Here is an 18,655-nt window from a genome sequence, read left to right on the forward strand (position 1 = left end):
AGAGGAAGCGCACCAGATGAACCCGACGGCTGCACCCCGGCCCCCATGCCCCAACGCAAACCGCCTCTCACCCGCCCTTATCCGTGCTTGAACCAGGAGTCATCATGAACAGCCCTCCGCGTAGCCGCAGCGCCATCCGTGACCTGCTGGGCCTGCTCAAACCTTTCTGGCCCACCGTGGCCGTCTCGATCGTGCTGGGCATCATCGGCGGCCTGAGCATCACCGTCCTGCTGGCGACCATCAACCAGGCCCTGAACGGCGCCGACGGCCTCAGTCGCGGCGTGGTCCTGACCTTCGCCGGGCTGTGCCTGCTGGCGCTGCTGTGTTCGATTCTGTCGGACATCGGCAGCAACTACGTCGGCCAGCACATCATCAGCAAGCTGCGCAAAGACCTGGGGGAAAAAGTCCTCAGCGCGCCCATCGAGCAGATCGAACGCTATCGCAGCCATCGCCTGATCCCGGTACTGACCCACGACATCGACACCATCAGCGACTTCGCCTTCGCCTTTGCGCCACTGGCCATTTCCCTGACCGTGACCCTGGGCTGCCTGGGTTACCTGGCCCTGCTCTCATGGCCGATGTTCCTGCTGATGCTGGTGGCCATCGTGATTGGTTGCAGCGTGCAGTTTGTTGCGCAAACCAAGGGCATCAAGGGCTTCATGGACGCCCGGGATGAAGAGGACAACCTGCAAAAGCACTACAACGCCATTGCCGACGGCGCCAAGGAACTGCGCATCCACCGGCCGCGCCGCAACCGCATGTTCAACCAGCGGATCAAGCACAGCGCCGAGCACATCTGCAACAAACAGATCGAGTCGGTGAACATTTTCATCGTCGCCAAGACCTTCGGCTCCATGCTGTTTTTCGTGGTCATCGGCCTGGCCCTGGCCCTGCAGTCCTTCTGGCCCAACAACGACCGCGCAGTGATGAGCGGCTTCGTCCTGGTGCTGCTGTACATGAAGGGCCCCCTGGAATTGCTGATCGGCAACCTGCCGATTGTCAGCCGCGCCCAGGTGGCCTTCCGCCGCATCGCCGAACTGTCCGAGCGCTTCTCCTCCCCCGAACCGCACCTGCTGCTCAGTGAAACCGCAAGCCAACCCCAGACCGTGCACAGCCTGGAACTGCACGATGTGCGCTACGCCTTCCCGGCCGTCGAAGGCAGCGCGCCCTTTGCCCTGGGCCCGGTGAACCTGCGGATCAAGCAGGGCGACATCGTCTTCATCGTTGGCGAGAACGGCTGCGGCAAGACCACCCTGATCAAGCTGCTACTGGGCCTGTACCGACCCCAGGAAGGCGAGATCCGCCTCAACGGCCGCCCTGTCACCGCCGAGACCCGCGACGACTATCGACAACTGTTCACCACCATCTTTGCCGACTACTACCTGTTCGATGACCTGGTCCAGGGTGGCGAACAACTGCCCGAAGAGGCCGAACAGTATCTGCGCCGCCTGGAGATCGGGCACAAGGTGAGCATCCGCGACGGGGCCTTCACCACCACCGATCTGTCCACCGGGCAACGCAAGCGACTGGCGCTGGTCAACGCCTGGATCGAGGAACGCCCGGTGCTGGTGTTCGACGAATGGGCCGCCGACCAGGACCCGACCTTCCGGCGGATTTTCTACACCGAGCTGCTGCCAGACCTCAAACGCCTGGGCAAGACCATCATCGTCATCTCCCACGACGATCGCTATTTCGACATTGCCGACCAGTTGGTGCGCATGGAAGCGGGCAAGGTCAGTTGCGAACTCGAACCGGCCTGATTTTTTTCGTATCGGCTTTCCGGTTTTCGGGAAGTCGAACGTCTCATAACAAGTTTGAGAAACATTCACATTTAAAACGAATTCCCATTGCCGCTTAATAAGAGCAAATGAACATGCCAGCACCTCTTGGACTCACCCCCCTGAAAAAAGCCCTGCTCATGCGCCATGCGCTGCGGCCGAGCTTGCGTCCCTATCTGCTTGGGGCCGTATTGGCGCTGCCCTGTGCCGCCCAGGTACAGGCCCAGCAAGCCAATTTCGATATTCCTGCACAGTCCCTGGGCAGCGCCTTGCAGACATTCGGCCAGCAAGCCGACCTGCAAGTGCTCTACAACCAGGACAGCGTCCAGGGCAAGCGCAGCACGGCGATCAAGGGCGCCTTGCAGCCCGACCAGGCCCTGTCGCAACTGCTGCGCGGGACCGGGGTGAGTTATCAGCGCCAAGGCAACACCGTGACCCTGGTGCAAAGCAGTGGGGCTGTGGAGCTGGGGACCATGAACATTTCCACTCAGGGGCTGGGGAGCACCACTGAGGGGACCGGTTCCTACACCACCGGACAAAGCAACTCGGCCACGCGCATGGACCTGTCGCTGCGTGAAACGCCGCAGTCGGTGAGCGTCATCACCCGCCAGCAGATGGATGACCAAGGGTTGACCGAACTGGCGCACGTCATGCAGCAGACCCCCGGGATCACGGTCAACCGCGAGAGCTCCGAAGGCTACGTGTATTACTCGCGGGGCTTTGAAATCCAGAACTTCCAGTACGACGGCATTCCCAGCCTGGGCACCGACGGCGGCAACATCCGCGACAACTACAGCATCGGCAACACCCTGATCTACGACCGTATCGAAGTGCTCAAGGGCGCTACCGGCCTGGTCAACGGCATCGGCTATCCGTCCGGGGTGATCAACATGGTGCGCAAGCGCCCCACCCGGGAATTCCAGGGCCACGTCGCCGCCGGCGCCGGTTCCTGGGACCGCTACACCAGCGAAGTGGACGTTTCCGGCCCGCTGGTGGAAGGCGGTGCGATACGCGGACGGATGGTGGCCGGCACCGGCAAGCGCAACAGCTTCATCGACTACCAGAAAGGTGAACAGAACGTTTTCTACGGCATTCTCGAAGGCGACCTGAGCGATTCCACCACCCTCAGCGTCGGCTACGACTACCAGAAGAACAACAACGACGCCACGACCAACACCAGTTTGCCGGTGTTCTACAAGAACGGTAATCGGATCAAGTTCTCCCGTTCCACCAACCCGGCGGACAAGTTCGCCTACCGCAACCAGGAAACCCAGCACGCCTTTGTCGGCCTCGATCACCAGTTCGACAACGACTGGACCTTCAAGGCGACAGTCAATACGCGCAAGTACACCTCGCGGGAAATCATCGCCGGCATGTCCAGCGAGCACGTCAATCTCGACAACAGCCAGGACTATGGCTACCTGCCGCCGGGCGGCGTGGCCAACTTCGGCTCCAACAGCGACGAGAAGTCCTTCGATGCCTACGCCAAGGGTCCGTTCGCGCTGTTTGGGCGCACCCACGAACTGGTGCTGGGCTACAACTATTCCCACGCCACCACCCGCTCCAAGCGTATCGACGGCACCACCACTGGAGTCATCGACGACGTGCTGAACTGGAACAACAGCATGCCCTACCCGACCGACTGGGCCTGGTGGTCGACCTTCGACATCAAGAGCACCCAGAAAGTCTCCTACGCAGCGGTGATCCTCAAGCCCACCGATGCCCTGAACTTCATACTCGGTGCCCGGGTCACCGACTACGACTGGCAGATAGATCGGGTCAACGCCCTGCGCCAACTGCCGAGCATCTCCACCACCAACTCCGGGGAAGTCATTCCCTATGCCGGCATCACCTATGACCTGGACGACTACCACACGGTCTACGCCAGCTACACCGACATCTTCAAACCGCAGCCCTACAGCCTGGACGTCAGCGGCAAGTCCCTGGAGCCGCTCACTGGTCAGAGCTACGAAGTGGGGGTCAAGGGTGAATACTTCGACCGTCGCCTGAACGCCAGCCTGGCGCTGTTCCAGCTCAAGCAGGACAACCTGGGCGAGAATACAGGCGTCATGGGCGTTGACGGCTTCGAGGCCATGCGTGCGATCAAGGGCGCCACCACCAACGGCGTCGAACTGGAAATGGCCGGTGAAGTGCTGCCGGACTGGAACGTCAACGCCGGCTACGTCTACCAGGAGTCCTACGACGCCAAGAACAAGCGCGTGGCCACCACCCAGCCACAGCACTTGTTCAAGGTAGCCACCACCTATCGCCTGCCTGGCGAACTGAACAAAGTCACCGTAGGCGGCAACATGCAATGGCAGAGCTCGACCTCCTTCGTCGACAACAGCTTCGTCGATGCCGCCTACAACCAACTGCCCAGCCACAAATTCACCCGTGCCAGCTACGCCGTGGTGGGCCTGATGAGCAGCTACGACTTCAACCAGAACCTCAAGGCCACGGTCAACCTGAACAACGTCTTCGACCGCAACTACTACAGCGGTATCGGCACCTACAACTCGATCTACTACGGCGACCCGCGCAACGTCATGTTCAACGTCAAATACAGCTTCTGATTCCCTCCAGTTGAACCCCTCCCTGCCCCGGTCACCGGGGCGGGGATTTTTTTGCCCGAGGCGCCAGCCTCGACCCGACGTTTCGCCCCCAGTCTTCGGCATTGCCATTGGATTTGCGCTCCGGCGAAGAGGCCCGCAAGCCATACAGCGCCCGAGCCAAAGCCTTGTTGGCAAGCCAGCTTCAGGGGAATGAGTGCGCGCGTTCAGCTTCAGGCCGGCCGCAAGGCCGCCGTCTGGCTCTTGATTTTGATCTTGATCTGAACGCCCCGTTAACCACGATGGCCGAACGCAGGCATTGAGCCGTGGGTAACCCGGCAGGGATGCCGGGTTAGGCGCCACCCGGCCGGGATGGCCGGTGGCGGCCCACGGATCAACGCCGGAGTTCGGGCATGCCTCGCTATGCGAGGCACCGAGTGGAGGGGCAACGCCCTTTGGTTACTTTGGGGCCCCAAAGTGACTCGCCGTAAGGGCGAAACCGCCAGCCGCCGCACCCGCAGCAATGGATATGCCCCCCTCCCAACCGCCAGCGGCCAGCACCGCAGCAATGGACCTGTACTCCAACCCACGCCGCAAAAGCCCAACCACCACCAGATTTCCCCCATCCAAAAAAAACGGGAGAACAGTCACCTGTCCTCCCGCCCATCACACCAATCAACGATACCTAAACCCCTAACAGCACCTCCCGCCTAACCGGCGTCCCGCCCTGCTGCGCCAACACCTGCGCCAGCGACCGCTCCGCCGAACCATCGGCCAACAGCCAGAGCATCTGCACCAACTGCAGATTCAGCGCCTCTACCGCCGCCTCGCTGAAGGCATTGAGACGATGGTCATAGTGGAACTGCAACTGCCCCTTGAGCTCGACATACAAAGTCAACGCCGAACTGGTCTGCTCGAAGCTGTGCATGCTCTCCAGACGCAAATCACCGACATCCCCACCCGCCGACGCCGCACTGACCGGATAGTTCTCGAACACGATCACCGTGTCGCTCAACTCCCCGCCCGGCAACCCGGCCCAGCGTTCGATATCGCTCAAGGCACTGTAACCGTGCTCGCGCATCAGCAGGTTGCGCCCTTGCAGTTCCTGCAGCCAATCACCCACACGCTGACCCGGCTCGATACTGGCCACCAGCGGCACATCGTTGATGTACAGCCCCAACTGCTGCTCGATGCCCTTGAGCTGTGGCGGGCGTCCGGCGATGGTGGCGCCGCAGGCCACCGTCGACTGACCGCAATGCACATGCAGGAGCAACAGCCAGGCCGCCTGCACCAGGGTGTTGGCGGTGATCTTCTGCTGCCGGGCGAAACGGGTCAGTTGCTCGGTCTGGGCCTCGTCGAACTCGAAGTAATGCTGACGATGCCCACCCCGCTGCCGATCGCCCTGGGCCATCGCGCAGGCACTGAGCAAGGTCGGCACCTTCAGTGGCTTGAGCTGTTCACGCCAGAAGCGTTCGTCGGCCTGCTGGTCACGGGCCTGCAGCCAGGCAATGTAGTCATGGTAGCCAGCCGGTCGGTGACTGATGGCCTGCCCGGTGTAGGCCGCCAACACATCGTTGAACAACTGGAACCCGCTCCAGCCGTCCAACAGGATGTGATGGTTGGTACAGATCAGCCGGTAGCGTCCCTCCCCCAGCTTGATCGCCTGCAGACGCAGCAACGGCGCCTGGGACAGGTCGAAGCCCTTGAGCCGGTCAGCCAGGGCCAGACGCTCCAGCGCAGCGCTGCTCAACACAGTGCCGTCGAGCTCCTGGAACGGCACCTCGACCTGCTTGTGGACCACCTGCAGCGGCTGCACCAGGGACCCGCCCCAGACAAAACGGCTGCGCAGGATCTCATGGGTATCCATGGCCTGCTGCCAGGCCTGACGCAGTCGCTGCGGGTCGACGCCTTGCACATCCATGCACATCTGGTTGACGAAATCCCCCGCCTCATGGTCCTGCAACTCATGCTGCAACAAGGCCTGCTGCATCGGCGCCAATGGGTAGATGTCCTCGATCTGCGCCGGCACCAGCGTCAGGGCGTCGAGCTGTTCCTGGGTCAGCCGCGCCAGCGGGAAGTCCGATGGCGTAACGCCGCCGCGGGCCTGGCAGCAATGCTCCACCAGTGCCTGCAGCGCCTGGACATAGTCCTGGGCCAAAGACTCGATCTGCGCACTGTCGAACATGCGCTGACTGAAGCTCCAGTCCAGGCGCAACTGGCCGTCGTACACCTTGCCGCTGATGGACAGCCAGTTGCCCAGGGGCGCATCGATGCTGGCATCCGCGCCATGGGCCTCGGGCGCCGGAATGAATAGCGCCTGAGGATCATCGAAACTGCCGTCGAACTGCCCCAGGTAGTTGAAGGTGACCCGAGGCTGGGCAAGCCCCTGCAACGCCTCGCGACTGGCGGTATCCCCCAGGTAACGCAGGGCACCGTAGCCGATCCCCTTGTTGGGAATGGCCCGCAGCTGCTCCTTGATCCGCTTGATCGAAGACTCGGCGCTATCCCCGGCGCTCAGGCGCACCGGGAACACCGAGGTGAACCAGCCCACGGTGCGGCTCAGGTCCAGGTCCTCGAAGAGTTGCTCACGCCCGTGGCCTTCCAGCTGGATCAGGGTCGAAGGCTGTCCGGTCCACTGCCCCATGACCTGGGCCAGGGCCGCCAGCAACAGGTCGTTGACCTGGGTCCGGTAGGCGGCTGGAGCGCGTTGCAGCAAGCGTTGGGTGGTCGCGGCATCGAGCTGGACCTGCACGCTGCCAGCGTCACGGCTCAAGGCCTGGGTGCCAGGTTCGACCCCAGGCAACGATGCCTGTGCGCCCGCAAGTTGCGCGCGCCAGTAGGCCAGTTCGGCCCGGGCCTCGGGCCCATGGGCATAGGCTTGCAGGCGTCGGCCAAAGGCCTGATAGGAACTGCTCTTGGCAGGCAACTGCAGCGCTTGCCCGGCCAGCGCCTGGGTGTAGGCGCTTTGCAGGTCCTCGAACAACAGGCGCCAGGACACGCCATCCACCACCAGGTGATGGGCCACCAGCAACAAGCGCTGAGTGGAGTCCGCCAGGGTCACCAACAGCGCCCGCAACAAAGGCCCGCGCTGCAGGTCGAAGCTGCACTGGACCTTCTCGCAGAGCTGCTCCAGCTCGGCGGCGTTGGCGGCTTCGGCCTGCCACAACAGGTCCGGACCGGGCCCGGACTGATCCAGCGGACCATGGCTGGCACTCCAGCCTGCGCTCCCCTGCTGGAACTGCAGACGCAATCCGTCGTGATGTTCAAGCAAGGCTCGCAAGCCCTGCTTCAGGGCCAGCGGGTTCAAGGGCGTGGCCGGAATCAGCAGCACCGACTGATTGAAATGGTGCCGCTGGGGAATCGGCTCGGCAAAGAACAGACGCTGGATCGGCAGCAGCGGCATGTCGCCGCTCACCGGTCCCTGGTCGATGTCGTCCTGCACCCCGCACTGCGCCACCGCCGCCAGCCCTCCGATGGTCTGTTGCTCGAACAGGTCCTTGGGGGTAAAGCGGATCGAGGCCTGACGCGCTCGACTGACCAACTGCAGGGAGATGATCGAGTCCCCGCCCAGCTCGAAGAAGTTGTCGGTCAGACCGACCTGCGCCAGCTTCAGCACGTCCTGCCAGATCTGTGCGAGGCGCTTCTCCAGATCGCTGCGCGGCGCCACATAGGCGTGGCTGGCCTGGACCATTTCCGGCACGGGCAGCGCCTTGCGATCCAGCTTGCCATTGGGCGACAGCGGCAAGCGTTCGAGAAACAGCCAATAGGACGGCACCATGTAGTCGGGCAGGCAGGCCTTCAACGTCTGGCGCAGGGTTTCACGCAACCTTTCCTGATCCTGCTCGTCCTCAAGCACGGTCGCGGCCGGCACCAGATAAGCCACCAGCCGCCGGCCATGGGCGGTGTCCTGGGCCAGAACCACCGCCTCGCTGACCTGTTCGTGGGCCATCAACCGCGCTTCGATTTCGCCCAGCTCGATGCGGAAGCCACGGATCTTCACCTGGTTGTCGATACGCCCCAGGTACTCGAACACCCCGTCACTGCCCTGGCGCACCACATCCCCGGTGCGATACAGACGTCCCCCCAAGGGGCTGTAGGGATCGGGAACAAAGCGTTCGGCGGTCTGCGCGAAACGCTGCAGATAACCTCGCGCCAAGCCATTGCCGCCGATGTACAGCTCTCCGGCGACCCCCACTGGCAAGGGATTGAGATCGGCATCCAGGACATAGGCGCTGCGCTCCCCGACGCAATGGCCGATGGGCGCATAAGCAGCCTTGCAAGGCTCACCGGCAGCGGTTTTCCACACCAGCGGCGTGACCACGGTTTCGGTGGGCCCGTAACCGTTGATCATGTACTGGGGACGCAACACCTGCTGGACCAGCTCGAAGCTGGCCTGCGGCATGGCATCGCCGCCAAAGCTGTAGAGGCGCATGGGCGGCGGATTGCCGACCCGCTGCACATGTTCCGCCAACTGATGCAGGTACGCCGGAGGAAAACCGGCCATGGTCACGCCATGGCGGCGAATCGCTTCACAGGTCTGCTCCGGGGTCCACAGGCTGTCGTCACGCAGCAGCAGGCTGGCGCCGCAGACAAAGGCGGTCAGCCAGCGTTCATGAGCGCCGTCGAAGGAAAACGACAGGAAGTGCAGTTCACAGTCCTCGGGCGTCATGCCATAGCGTTCGCCGGTGGTGCGACAGTGCATCGCCAGCGGACCATGGGCCACGGTCACGCCCTTGGGCTGACCGGTGGAACCCGAGGTGTAGATCACATAGGCCAGGCTCTCTGGCGCCACTGTTACCGCAGGCGCGGTCAGCGGATGCTGCCCGACCTCCAGGCGCGACAGATCGAGCACCGCCAGACCGGCGGCCGAAGGCAGGCGCTGCAACGACTCGGTGTCACTGAGCAACAGGGCCATGCCGGAATCCGCCATGAGGTAGGCCAGGCGGTCGGCTGGGTAGCTCAAATCCAGCGGCACGAAGGCGCCGCCGGCCTTGAGCACCGCCAGCAAGGCCACCAGCAGCCCCTCGCCCCGGGGCAATGCCACGCCGACCCGGACCTCCTGGCCGACCCCGCGGGCCACCAGTTCATGGGCCAGGCGGTTGGCCCGCTGGTCCAGTTCTGCGTAAGTGAAGCGCTGCCCGGCAAACAGCACCGCCTGACGCTCCGGCCAGCGTTGTGCGAGGGCACCGATGCTCTCGTGTACCGGCGGCTCGATCCCCGGCGCGACGGGCGCTATGCATTGGCTCGCCGTCTCGGCCGGGGTCAGCAGCTCGATGGCGCCCAGTTGCAACTGGGGGTTATCAATCAGTTGCGCCAGCAGGTGTAGCAGATGGCCGTTGAGGCGTTCGATCACCGCCGCGCTGAAGGCCTCCCGGGCATAGCCGTAGCTGATGCTCAGGCGCTGCTCCAGCGCCACCGCCACCGACAACGGATAGTTGGTGCGTTCACGACTGTGCACGGCACCGAAGCGCACGCTGGAAGCCTCCTCCTGCTCCAGGGCCTGGGCCACCGGGTAGTTGTCGAAGACCAGCAGGGTATCGAACAGCGCTTCACCGCTGCTGCCGGCCCAGCGCTGGATATCGTTGAGCGGCGTATGTTCGTATTCGCGCAGTTGCAGATTGTGCGCCTGCACCTGTTGCAGCCACTGCGCCACGCTCATCTGCGCATCGGGGGTGGCGATCACCGGCAAGGTATTGATGAACAGACCGATCTGCTGCTCGATCCCCGGCAGCTCCGAAGGACGCCCCGCCACCGTCGCGCCAAAGGCCACGGTGCTCTGTCCGGTATAGCGCTGCAACAGCAGGAGCCAGGCCGCCTGCAACAGGGTGTTGGCGGTGATTTTCTGCTGCCGGGCGAAGGCCACCAGGCGCTCGGTCCACGGCTGGGTCCAATCATGGTGGAACTCGCCATGGCCGGCATCCGCGCCCGGGTTTTCCAGGGCGATGCTGCCTGCCAGCCGGGTCGGGGTCGACAAACGCCCCAGTTGCTCGCGCCAGAAACGTTCACAGGCGCTCAGATCCTGGCGTTGCAGCCACTGGATGTAGTCGCGATAACGCCCCGGAGCCTGTGGCGGCACCACCCCGGCGTAGCGTTGCAGGACCTCGTTCATCAACTGCGAACTGCTCCAGCCATCCATCAGGATGTGGTGGTTGGTGTAGATCAGTTGGTAGTCCTGGGCCGTGGTCTGCACCAGGCACAGGCGCAACAACGGTGCACGGTCGAAATGCGCACACAGGCTGCGTTCTTCGCCGGCCAGCGCGTCAAGGGCAAGCTCGCTGGCCTGCCCGTTCGACCAGTCGAGCACCCGGAACGGCAGCACCAGCTGACGCTGGACAATCTGCACCGGTTGCTCCAGCTCCGCTTGCCAGTGGAAAGAGGTACGCAGGATGTCGTGGGCCTGCAGGGCATCTTCCCAGGCCCGGCGGAAACGCTGCGGGTCCAGGCCCTGCACCGACACCCGGAGCTGATTGACGTAATCGTCGCTGGCCTGCTCGTAGAGGGTGTGGAACAGCATGCCCTGCTGCATCGGCGACAAGGGGTACAAGTCGGCGATGGTACGTGGGGCCACCGGCAGCGCATCCAGCTGAGCCTGGTTCAACCCGGCCAGGGGGAAGTCCGATGGCGAGACGCCCGCCGAGGTATCCAGGGTGCAATGCTCGATCAGCGCCTGCAGTTCCAGCAGGTAATCATCGGCCAGGCGCTGAACCGTCTGCGGCTTGAACAACTGATGGCTGAAGCTCCAGCTCAGGGACAGTTCGCCCCCATAGACCTGGCTGTTGACCGTCAACCAATTGCTCAGTGGCGCCTCGTGGTGACGTTCGTCACCGGCCGCTTCCGGCGCCGGAGCCAAGAGTGACTGCGAGTCGAAGCTCTGGTCGAACTGCCCCAGGTAGTTGAAGGTGATCCTCGGCTGCGCAAGCCCCTGCAGGCGTTCGCGGACCGCGTCCGGCCCCAGGTAACGCAACGCGCCATAACCCAGGCCATTGGCCGGGACCCGACGCAAGTCCTCCTTGACCGCCTTGATCGAATCCGAGAGTGGCTGCGCCGGAGTCAGGCACAGCGGATAGAGACTGGTGAACCAGCCCACCGAACGCGACAGGTCGACATCGGCAAACAGTTCCTCGCGCCCGTGACCTTCCAACTGCACCAGCATCTGCGAATGCCCGGTCCAACGGCAGATCACGCGCGCCAGGACGGCCAGCAACAGGTCGTTGATCTGGGTGCGATAGGCCTTGGGGGCTTCCTGCAACAGCTGGCTGGTCAGCTCCCGAGGCAGCCGGGCATTGATCGCCGTGCCATGGCACGCCAGGTTCGCCCCGGCGGGATAGTCCAGGGGCAGGCCCTGAGGCGCCTGCTCCAGTTGCCGGCACCAGTAATCCAGTTCGTCGGTGTGCCCAAGGCGCTGCGCCCAGTCTTGCAGGTGCACGGCCCAATCCTGGAAAGCACTGGTCTTGGACGGCAGGACCGGCATCGCACCCTCGGCCAACTGCCGATAAAGGCTTTGCAGGTCCTCCAGCAGAATCCGCCAGGACACGCCGTCCACCACCAGGTGATGGATGACCAGCAGCAAACGCTGGCTGCCATCGTCCAGGTCCATCAGCACCGCGCGTAACAGCGGCCCCTGTTCCAGGTCGAGACTGCTCTGGGCCTGTTGGCCCAGTGCCTGAATAGCTGCGGCATCCGCCACCCACTGCCGCCAGAGGCTGACCGGCTCGGGATGCTCTTGGTGTTCGGCCTGCCAGAGGCCGGCGTGCTGTCGGTACCTCAGGCGCAACGCATCGTGCTGCACCAGCAGTTGGTTCAGGGCGCGCTCCAGCAGCGGCACCTGCAACGGCTCGCGAGGGGTCAGCAGCAGCGACTGGTTCCAGTGCTGGCGCTGGGGAATGTCGCTGGCAAAAAATACCTGCTGGATCGGCGTCAGCGGCATCGGGCCACGCACCGGTCCCTGATCGATGAACAAGGCCGTGCCTTGCTTGGCCACCGCTGCCAGCTCAAGAATGCTCTGGCTGCGGAACACGTCCCGGGAGGAAATCTGCAAGCCCGCCTGGCGTGCGCGGCTGACCATCTGGATGGCGATGATCGAGTCGCCACCGAGTTCGAAGAAGTTGTCGTTGATACCGATTCGCGGCTGGTTCAAGACCTCCTGCCAGATATCCACCAGTGTCTGTTGCACGGGGTTCTGTGCCGCACGGTAGAGGTCCTGCGGACGGCCCTGCTCAGGGCGCGGCAAAGCCTGGCGATCCAGCTTGCCGTTGGGGCTCAGGGGCAGCGCCGGCAGCAACAGCAGATGGCTGGGCACCTGATGGGCCGACAGGTGCGCGTTCATGTGCTGCTTGAGCCCTTCCTTGCACTGATCCGGGTCGAGCCCGGACTGGCACACCAGATAGGCCACCAACTGCTTGCCCTGGGGTCCATCCAGGGCCAGTACCGCACACTCGCGCACCCAGGGATGACTGTGCAGGCAGGCCTGGATTTCTCCCGGCTCGACCCGGAAGCCACGAATCTTGATCTGCTGGTCGATGCGCCCGCAGAACTCGATGCTGCCGTCACGGCGGTAGCGCACCTGATCGCCAGTGCGGTACAGGCGGGCGCCGCCCTGCGGGTCGAAAGGATCGGGGATGAAGCTGGCAGCGGTCAGCTCAGGGCGCCGATGGTAATCACGGGCCAGTCCGGCACCGGCCAGATACAGTTCGCCCAGGCTGCCGACGGCGGCCGGCTGGCCTTCGCTGTCCAGCACATAGGCGCGGACATTGGCCAGCGGCCGGCCCAGGGGAATCGACGCAGCCTGGGACCAGTCGCCCTCCACGGCCTGGGTCAGGGCGCCCACGGTGCTTTCGGTCGGCCCGTAGTGGTTGACGATCCGGCACTGCGGCGCCAGGCGCTGGATGCGCTCAACCAGGCTCACCGGGCAGGCTTCGCCACCCAGGACCAAGCATTGACGTGGCAGCACCGCGCCATTGTCCTCACCCAACAGCGCCGCCAGGTGCGAGGGGACAATTTTCAGCACATCGATCTGTTGCTGTTGCAGGTACTGGCCCAGGCCCGCACCGTCCACCGCCAGATCGGCGCTGATCACATGCAGCGCCTGGCCGCCGCACAGGGCACCGAACAGCACCGTGTGCCCAAGGTCCGCCGCCGGCGTGGACACCAACGCCATGCTGCGGGCCGACGCCAGCGGCAGACGCTGATGAATGGCCGCCACGTAGTTGGCCAGGGCGCCGTGGCTGATGGTCACGCCCTTGGCCCGGCCCGTGGAGCCGGACGTGAAGATCACGTACGCCAGGTGTCCGGGAGCCGTCAGGGGTTCGAGGTTGTCGGCACTCAGGGCCTGGCGTGCCGGCGAATCCTCGAGGGGCTCGATACAGAGCCCGGGCAGATCGGCAAAACGCCCGATCAGCTGCTGTTGGGCCAGCAACTGGGTAATCCCGCTGTCCTCGATCATGCCGTTGAGGCGTTCCTGCGGGTATTCGGGGTCCAGAGGCACGTAGGCGCCGCCGGCCTTGAGCACCGCCAGCAGGCCCACGATCATCTCGATCGAGCGTTGCGCGGCAATGCCCACCAGCACATCCGGCCCCACGCCGCACTCGCGCAGCTGACGCGCCAGGCGGTTGGCCTGCGCATTGAGCTGTTGATACGTCAGTTGCTGCCCGGCGCAGACCACGGCCAGCGCATCGGGGCTGCGCAGCGCATGCGCCTCGACACAGGCCGGTACCGACAGGGGTGGACGCTCAAAGGCGCTGCCGAGGTTCCACTGCTCCAGTATCTGCGTGCGCTCTGCCGCATCGAGCATCGGCAGTTCGCCCAGGCGACGCTGCGGTTCGCGCACCACCGCCTGCAACAGGTTGTGCCAATGCCGGGCCATCTGCTCGATGGTCTGCGGGTCGAACAGGTCGATTGCGTAGACCAGCGCCCCCTGCAGGCGTCCGCCTTCTTCATGGGTGTTGAAGGTCAGGTCGAAGCGCACGGCTTCGCTGTCGCTGGCCAGGGCCTCGATCTTCAGCCCGGGAATCTCCACCCGCGCGCCTTCGTTGTCCCCCGCCAGGTGGTTGTAGAGCACCTGGAACAAGGGGCTCTGGTTCAAGCTGCGCTCAGGCTGCAGGGCATCGACCAGTTGTTCGAACGGCAGGTCCTGATGCGCCTGGGCCTCCAGCACCCGGGTCTTGACCTGGGCCAGCAAGGCACTGAATGACTGCTGCGGGTCGATCTCGGCCTGCAGCACCTGGGTGTTGACGAAAAAGCCGATCAGCCCCTCGACTTCGGCCCGCGTGCGGTTGGCCACCGGCGTGCCCACGCGAATGCTGCGGGCACCGCTGTAGCGCTGCAGCAGCACCTGCAGGGACGCCAGCAGCACCATGAACAGGGTGCAGCCGGTACTCGCGGCCAGTTCGCGCACACCGCGGTCCAGGTCCTGATCGAAGACCATGGCGTGGCGCCCGCCCCGGGCACTGCGCAGCGGCGGGCGCGGCCGGTCCAGAGGCAGTTCCAGGGTCAAGGGTTCGCTGCCCAGGCGCTCGCGCCAGTACTGCAGCTGCCGCTCGGCTTCACCGGCTTCCAGCCACAGGCGCTGCCAAACGGCGAAGTCGGCGTACTGCACCGCCAGCGGCGCCAGGTCCGGCGCGCGCTGGTATTGGCGCCAGTGCTCATAGGCGCTGGTCACCTCGCCCACCAGGATCGGCAGCGACCAGGCATCACTGATGATGTGATGGGTACAGAACAGCAGCACATGTTCCTGGGGCCCGAGCTTGATCAGGGTCGCCCGCAACAGCAGGTCGTGCTCCAGGTCGAAGGGGCGTTCGCCCTGCTCCGCCACCTGTTCGGCCACCTGTGGGCCGGCGTCCTCAAGGTGGCTGTAATCCAGCCGTTGCAGGAGGAATTCGCGCTGCGGATGAATCACCTGCATCACTTGCTGGCCGTCCAGGCTGAAGGTGCTGCGCAGCACCTCATGGCGGTCGATCAGGTACTGGATACTGCGTTGCAGATCGGCGTCCTGCAGGTCGCCCTGCAAGCGCAGCACCGCCAATTGGTTGTAGGCGCTGGAGGTGGGCTCCAGTTGCCAGAGAAACCACAGGCGCTGCTGGGCATAGGACGCGCACATCAGCGTCTGGTCCTGGCTGCGCCCAGGGATCGGCAACAGGTCCAGGGACAGCCCCTGCTCGATCATCTTGCGCTGCAAGGCGCTACGCTCCTGGGGGCTGAACGCGGCGAACCGCTTGGACAGCGCCAGCATGCGCTCGGGTAACGGATTCATCACTCCTGGGCCTCCGCAAACAGGGCTTCCAAGGCATCGACCTTGTCCCCTGTCACCCCGGAATCACGATGCAGCTCGACCTGTCGGGCCAGCAGCTCCACCGTTTCGCCCTCGAAGAACACCCGCAGCGGCAAGGACAGGTTGAGCTCGCTTTGCACCTTGGAGCGAATGCGCGTGGCCAGCAGCGAGTGGCCGCCCAGGGCAAAGAAGTTGTCATGCACACCGACCCGCTCCAGTTGCAGCGCCTCTTGCCAGATGGCGGCCAGGGCGGCCTCCAGCTCGTTGCGCGGCGCCACATAGGCGCTGCCTTGCAGCTCCAGAGCGCTCAGGGCGTTACGGTCCAGCTTGCCGTTGGGGGTCAGGGGGAAACGCTCCAGGACACTGAGGAACGACGGCACCATGTACTCGGGCAACTGCTCGCGCAGCTGGGCCAGCAGGGCCTGCTCCTGGGCCTCGCGGTCGTCGACCTGGGCCAGCACCACATACGCCACCAACTGTTTGCCGGCCGCCGTGTCCCGGGCCACGACAGCGGCTTCGCGCACATTGGCAGCTTGCCCGAGCAGGCTTTCGATCTCGCCCAGCTCAATGCGAAAGCCTCGGATCTTCAGTTGGAAGTCAATCCGACCGAGGTAGTCGAGCATGCCCTGGGGCAAGCTGCTGACCCGGTCCCCGGTGCGATACAGGCGCGCGCCGGGGGTGCTGGCGAACGGGTCCGGGAGGAAGCGACTGGCGGTCAGGGCCGGACGCTTGAGGTAGCCACGGGCCAGGCCCGGACCTCCGATGAACAGCTCGCCCTCGCGACCGATACCGGCCAGTCCGGCTTCTTCATCCAGCACCCGCAGTCGCGTACCGGCGATAGCGCCACCGATGGCCACCCGCTCATCCACAGGCGGCTGCTCCACGGCGAAAGCCGAACACCAGACCGCACTTTCCGAAGGGCCGTATTCATTCACCAGCAAGGTCTCGGGCAGCCGTTCCCGGTGCCGCAGGGCCAGCTCCACCGGACAGGCTTCGCCGGCCACGATCACACAGCGCAGTGACGGCTGCTGCAGGGCTTCGAGGATTTGCGCATAGAACGATGGCAGGGCCAGAAAGTGGGAAATCCGCTGCGCGTCGATGAGCTCGGCGACCTGCTGCGGGTCCTTGTGCTGTTCTTCGCTGGGCAGGTACAAGGTCGCGCCCTGGCTCAGGGTCCAGAAGATCCCCGCCACGGAGCTGTCGAAGGAGAACGAGGACAGCATCAGGAAACGTTCCAGGGGCGCCTGGTAGAACGCGCCGCGGGCCAGGGTCGAGGTGCTGGCATTGGCGTGGGACACCATCACGCCCTTGGGTTTGCCGGTGGAGCCCGAGGTATAGATGACATACGCCAGGTTGTCGCCCGTGCTGCGGCTGGGCAGCGCTTGGGCGTTGCCGCTCAACAGTTGAGGGTCCAGGCTGATCTGGGGCAGGTCGGCCGGCAGGACGATGTCCGGATGCAGGGGTTGCAGGCTGATCAGGCAGCGCACCGCTGCGTCCTCGAGCATGAAGGACAGGCGCTCGCTGGGATAGGCCGGGTCCAGCGGCAGGTAGGCGCCACCGGCCTTGAGAATCCCCAGCAGGGCTACCACGATCTCGATGGAACGCGCCCCATAGACCCCGACGATGGCGTCGCTGTCGACCCCTTGCTGGCGCAAGCTGTGGGCCAGCTGATTGGCCTGACGGTCGAGCTCGGCGTAAGTGATTTCCCGGCCATCGACATGGATCGCGGCACGCTCGGGAAAGGCCCGGGCGGCCTCTTCGAACAGCTGGTGCAGCAGCGGTGCATCGGCGGCGCTCAGGTCCGCGCTGCGATCGAAATCCTGCAACAGGCGCTGCGCCTGATCAGCGCTGACCAACGGCAATTGCTCAAGGGTCAGGCTGCTGTCCGCGGCGGCCGCTTTGAGCCACTGGGCGAACTGTTCGAGCCAGGCGGCAGGCAGGCCGTCGGGCAGCAGACGGGGCTGCCAGCTCAGTTGCAGCGACAGCTGGTCGGCCTCGGCCCGGGCCTGCAGGTGCAGCTTCTCGAAGTACGCCCGATCGAGGAGCAGCTCCTGCACCTCGGCGCCTTCGCTGTAGGAGCAACCCAGGTCCAGGGGACGGGGCTGCTCGGCGCCGAACGCTTCCAGCTCGTTCAGGCAATCCTGCCAAGAGCGGCTCAGGTCCAGCTGATGACGGAACGCCTGCAGGTTGTCCTGCAAGGTGGCTTGGGGCTGCAACGTGACGGCCACGGGCAGGCGCCGGCTGAAATGGCCCAGGGTCTGCTGCAACTGGTCGCTGCGACCGTCCACGGTCAGCGCCACCAACAGCGAGTCCTGCTGGCTCAGCCCGGCGAGGAAACCGGCCCAGAGGAACAGCAGGCTGTCCTCGACACTCAGCTCGGCCGCACTGGCCAATTGGCGCAATGCCGGTGCCAGATCGGTGTCCAGGCGGCATTCCTGCAACTGCGGCGCAAAGTCCAGGCGGCGCTCGAACGGCAGGCGCACGCCCGGCTGCTGTCCGGCATACAGAGTGCGCCAGAACTGCAGGCCTTCGCGACCGATCGCCTCCTCCCCCAGCTCGCTCTGCCAAGCGGCGTAATCGGCGTACTGCAGGCTGTCGAACGCTGGCAACTGCCGTCCCGCGCACAGTTGCTGCAGTTCGGTCATCAGCAATGAAAGAGACTGGCGGTCACAGCTGGCCAGGGTCACGCTGATCAGCAACTGACGATCCAGCAGCGAGGCCACCAGGGGCACTTCGGCCAGGGTCAGGCGATCCTCGGCACGGGCCTGTTGCAGGCTGCGCCCCGCTTCCAGCGACAGGCGCAGGCGCACCTGAGGGGTGATTTCCTGCACCGGTTGCTTGAAGCCGGGCACCTGCCGGTAGCGGGTGCGCAGGATTTCGTGGCGCTGGCACACCTCGTTCAGTGCGGCCTCCAGCACAGCACGCTCGGGCGGCGTGTCGAAGGACAGGAGCGCCTGCGCCGCCAGCGGCTGGCCCAGGTACTGCTGCTGGGAAAGAATCGCGGCCTGCTGGGCCGAAATCTGAAACGTCTCTGCTTGGGAAAAGTCGGTCATGCTGATGTC

At 64.6% G+C, this 18,655-nt stretch carries 4 protein-coding genes; 2 read left to right on the forward strand and 2 right to left on the reverse strand.

The features are described from left to right. Nucleotides 1–104: 104 nt before the first annotated feature. Nucleotides 105–1,760, forward strand: a complete 1,656-nt coding sequence (locus ACMGF8_RS25880) for a cyclic peptide export ABC transporter (RefSeq protein WP_060840283.1) — start codon at nucleotides 105–107, stop codon at nucleotides 1,758–1,760. A gap of 113 nt (nucleotides 1,761–1,873) precedes the next feature. After that, nucleotides 1,874–4,351: a TonB-dependent siderophore receptor gene (locus tag ACMGF8_RS25885; protein WP_159426431.1), complete on the forward strand. Its 2,478-nt coding sequence runs from the start codon at nucleotides 1,874–1,876 to the stop codon at nucleotides 4,349–4,351. Between the two features lie 661 nt (nucleotides 4,352–5,012). Here ACMGF8_RS25885 and ACMGF8_RS25890 read toward each other — a convergent pair. Both ACMGF8_RS25890 and ACMGF8_RS25895 read right to left on the reverse strand, forming a co-directional pair. Then, complete coding sequence (locus ACMGF8_RS25890; protein WP_416757704.1) at nucleotides 5,013–15,575, reverse strand: amino acid adenylation domain-containing protein; 10,563 nt, start codon at nucleotides 15,573–15,575, stop codon at nucleotides 5,013–5,015. After that, on the reverse strand, nucleotides 15,575–18,646 hold the full coding sequence (locus tag ACMGF8_RS25895) for a non-ribosomal peptide synthetase (protein ID WP_416757706.1): 3,072 nt from the start codon (nucleotides 18,644–18,646) through the stop codon (nucleotides 15,575–15,577). The genes ACMGF8_RS25890 and ACMGF8_RS25895 overlap by 1 nt, the downstream gene beginning before the upstream one ends. Nucleotides 18,647–18,655: the final 9 nt, after the last annotated feature.

It is taken from the genome of Pseudomonas sp. BNK-7 (genome assembly GCF_048072025.1).
Taxonomy (GTDB): Bacteria; Pseudomonadota; Gammaproteobacteria; order Pseudomonadales; family Pseudomonadaceae; genus Aquipseudomonas; species Aquipseudomonas danubii.

What these genes read in the sequence shown, in the direction of transcription:
- ACMGF8_RS25880 (WP_060840283.1), top strand. Translation starts at nt 105, where the DNA reads ATGAACAGCCCTCCGCGTAGCCGCAGCGCCATCCGTGACCTGCTGGGC.
- ACMGF8_RS25885 (WP_159426431.1), top strand. Translation starts at nt 1,874, where the DNA reads ATGCCAGCACCTCTTGGACTCACCCCCCTGAAAAAAGCCCTGCTCATG.
- ACMGF8_RS25890 (WP_416757704.1), bottom strand. Translation starts at nt 15,575, where the DNA reads ATGAATCCGTTACCCGAGCGCATGCTGGCGCTGTCCAAGCGGTTCGCC.
- ACMGF8_RS25895 (WP_416757706.1), bottom strand. Translation starts at nt 18,646, where the DNA reads ATGACCGACTTTTCCCAAGCAGAGACGTTTCAGATTTCGGCCCAGCAG.